The organism is Streptomyces diastatochromogenes (genome assembly GCF_002242805.1).
Taxonomy (GTDB): domain Bacteria; phylum Actinomycetota; class Actinomycetes; order Streptomycetales; family Streptomycetaceae; genus Streptomyces; species Streptomyces diastatochromogenes.
Genome location: NZ_MCGQ01000143.1, coordinates 1 through 3309, shown reverse-complemented (window position 1 = coordinate 3309; position 3309 = coordinate 1). Strand labels below are relative to the sequence as shown.

General features: G+C 69.0%; 2 protein-coding genes and 1 pseudogene. 1 reads left to right on the top strand and 2 read right to left on the bottom strand.

Annotated features, from left to right (window positions below):
• Together BEK98_RS47145 and BEK98_RS48410 are read right to left on the bottom strand one after the other, a co-directional pair.
• Positions 1-693, bottom strand: a 693-nt coding sequence (locus BEK98_RS47145; RefSeq protein WP_143684288.1) for an AAA family ATPase, incomplete at its 3' end; no start/stop codon positions are given.
• A 377-nt stretch (positions 694-1070) separates the two neighbouring features.
• A pseudogene (locus tag BEK98_RS48410) lies at positions 1071-1208 on the bottom strand (IS110 family transposase); the annotation flags it as partial.
• A gap of 347 nt (positions 1209-1555) precedes the next feature.
• Between BEK98_RS48410 and BEK98_RS47135 the strand changes: the two are divergent.
• A complete protein-coding gene (locus BEK98_RS47135; RefSeq protein WP_094222946.1) occupies positions 1556-2485 on the top strand; it encodes an NmrA family NAD(P)-binding protein in 930 nt (309 codons plus the stop codon).
• The last annotated feature ends 824 nt before the right edge of the window (positions 2486-3309 follow it).

The window sequence follows — 3309 nt, the reverse complement described above, 5'->3', positions numbered from 1 at the left end:
CAGCTCCAGCAGCACCAGCGGATTGCCCCGGGCCTCGGCCACGATCCGGTCCCGCACCCGCTCGTCCAGCCGCCCGTGCAACGCCGACGCCAGCAACAGCCGGGCGTCGGCATCGCCGAGCCCCTCGACCACCAGTTCCGGCAGCCCCCGCAGCTCGCGGTCCTCGTTCGGCTCTCGTACGGCGAAGACGACGGCCACCGGGTCGGCCAGCAGGCGCCGCGCCGCAAACGCCAGGGCCTGCACGGAGGCCCGGTCCAGCCATTGGGCATCGTCCACCAGACACATCAGCGGTCGTTCCGCGGCCGCCTCCGACAGCAGCGTCAGGACCGCCAGCCCTACCAGGAAACGATCCGGCGCGCCCCCCGCGCGCAGCCCGAACACAACCTGCAGGGCCTCCCGCTGCGGACCCGGCAAACCCTCCAGCAACCCCAGCATCGGAGCACACAGCTGGTGCAGCCCGGCAAAGGCGAGCTCCATCTCGGACTCTGCGCCCGCGACCTCGGCGGTGCGGCACCCCGCCGCCCGCCCTCGCGCGTAGTCCATCAGGGCCGTCTTGCCCACTCCGGGTTCGCCGCGCAGGACCAGTACCGAACTACGTCCCGCCCGGACGCCCTGCACCAAGTGGTCCAGCGTCTCGCACTCGCGGTCTCTACCACGCAACCCGGACCCGGCCCGCCCGTTGGGCTCAGCCATATCTGATGGTAGGGACGGCGGACACCGGCTCGCCAGCCCAGCCGCCGCTCCGCGCAGCGGCCGCCTTCGAGGCCCCGACGACGGCGATCAGGCTGAGCGAGCACCGTGTGCTCGTCGCGTGTGCAGCCGGTGCGGACTCATTGTTTGATGGGACACGGCCGAGGCCTCGCGCACGGACAGGGCGCTCGTGTCGCCGAGGGCGGTGTACTGGGGGCCTTCGGCGCCTCACGGGGCTCCCCGCCGCGGGAGCCGGCCTTATGGGTACGGGTCCTGCCAGAGGAGGAAGGTCGTACCAGGGGCTTCGCTGCGAAGCCGGGTTGCGAGCTCGTGGGAGGCTGCCGACGGCGCGGTGTGGGAGCTGCGGACCTCGCCCAGGAGTGATAGAGCCGGCCCAACATCCGGTTGAATAGGTGCCGCTGGGCAGCTGCATGCCAGTCTCCGTGGTCGTCGCGCCACCTGCGGTAGTGGGCTTTGGCACCGGGTCAGGCGGTGATTGCGGAGAACGCCAAGAGAAGCACGGCTGGGAGGACCAGCGCTGGACCCTGGCTCGGATCAGGGAGTTGATCGCCCGGAAGTTCCGCCTGGACTGCCCGTTAGTGGTGGTGCTGTCGGTGGTCGTCGTCCTGGCCCGCTTCGCCGAGGCATTCTGCCCCCCTGCCGACAGCACGGGATGCCGGCCGGGCTTTGGACGCAGGCGCATCTCTTCGCCGGCAGCCACATGTCGTCGATCGCCGTGGACGGACTCACCCGGATCTCTGCCCGCGAGGATCCGATCGTCTCAGAAACAGCGTTCCCTGGGGCGGTCCGGGGGCTGGACGTCACCCCGGTTGCGCCCTGGTCGTACGGGCCACAGGCTGCCCCCATGGACTACAGCCCGGACGCAGGCGTGCGGCCCATTCTGGTGACCGGTGCTGCGGGCAGCGTCGGGGCCGTCGGCAGGACCGTGGTGGAAGGTCTTCGGCGCCGGGGCCTCCAGGTCCGTGCTCTGGTGCGCCGGGACGACGACCGTGCTCAGGCGCTGCGGACGACGGGCGCCGAAGTCGTGGTCGGAGATCTGACGTGTGCCCGTGAAGTCGCCGACGCTCTCGACGGCTGCGGACGGGTGTATTTCGGCATGGCCGTGTCGGCACAGTATCTGCTGGCCGCCGTGACCACAGCGGCGGTCGCGCGCGCCTATGGAGGGCTGGAGGCGTTCGTGAACATGTCGCAGCTGACCGTCTCCGAGATGGACGCCACCAGCGGCTCCGAGTCGCATCAGCATCGTCAGCAGTGGCTGGTCGAGCAGGTTCTCGACTGGTCAGGTCTGCCCGTGGTCCAGGTCAGGCCCACCGTCTTTATGGAGAACCCGCTCTTCCAGATCGCGTTTTCCTCGATCGCCAAGGACGGCGCCATCAGGTGGCCCTTCGGCAAGGCGAAAACCTCCCCGATCGCGGCCGGTGACGTTGCCGCGGTCGTCGAGGAGATTCTGGCCGATCCGGCTCCGCACATCGGCCGGATCTATGAGCTGACCGGCCCCCGATCACAGGACATCGCCGCTTTGACCGCGGAGATTTCCGATGCTTTGCACCGCACAGTCGGCTACACCGACGTCCCGTTGCAGGAATGGCTCGACAACGATCTCGGGGCGCTGGGACTGCCGGACCATGTCTTCCAGCACATCTCCACCATGGCTCGCCTACACGCGGCCGGCCGCTATGACCGCCAGGCAGACGGCATGGCAGAGGTCACCGGGCGGCCCGCTGCAGGAGTAGCCGATTTCGTCCGCAAGAACCCCGAGCTTTTCACTCGCTGAAGCCGCTTGCCGTCCGGGCCCGCCGCGCTCGGCCGGGCAGGGCGGCTCGGCCACGCCGACGCGGGTTCACACTCGGGCCACGCCCTCGGGCCAGGGCGGCGGCCGCGACGCCTCGGCGACCGTTGGAGTCACCCGCGATTCGAAGGGGGAGGGGATGCTGTGCGCGGGATGCGGGTCGTCGGCGGTCACCTGGGCCAGGCCGTTTGGTGATGGCGATACCTGAATCTGGCTCTCTCCGGAGTTCCGTGAATCCCCAGGTCAGCGGCGGGAGTGGGGGATTGTTTCGGCAGGATATTTCCTGCCGTGTCGAGCAGGACGGTCGAGGAGCCTGTGCTGTTCCCGGGACCGATGTGCGTGTGGGGCGCGTGAGCGATTCCTCCGACATCCTGGCGGGGACTGCCGGTGTGGAGTTGACCAGGACGCTGCAGTCGGGGCGGCTACCGCGTCTGAACCGAGCGGACAACGGACAGCGCCGAACCCGTCCGAATCCGAAACGTGCGTCGTGGTCAGAGCCGGCCGCCGAGAGTGATCAGCCCGCGGTGCACCAGCGGCTCAACGAAGGGATTGTGCGCCACGGTCTGCGCCGGTGATCGAGGAACCGGAGGTCGAAGATCCAGTCAGCGATCTCACTCACTGAATAACTGAATACTCGCGGTCCAGAAGCAGGTCTGCGGCATACACCGCGGCCGCCACCCGACGCGAGATGGATCAAGCAGGCTCTCGGGATGCATGGGCGGAGGATGGGCAACTAAGGTGGATGTACATACCCATCGGGAGCTTGAACGAGGGCGGAGGCTGCGTCGGCCGCCCCACGGCCCGAACGC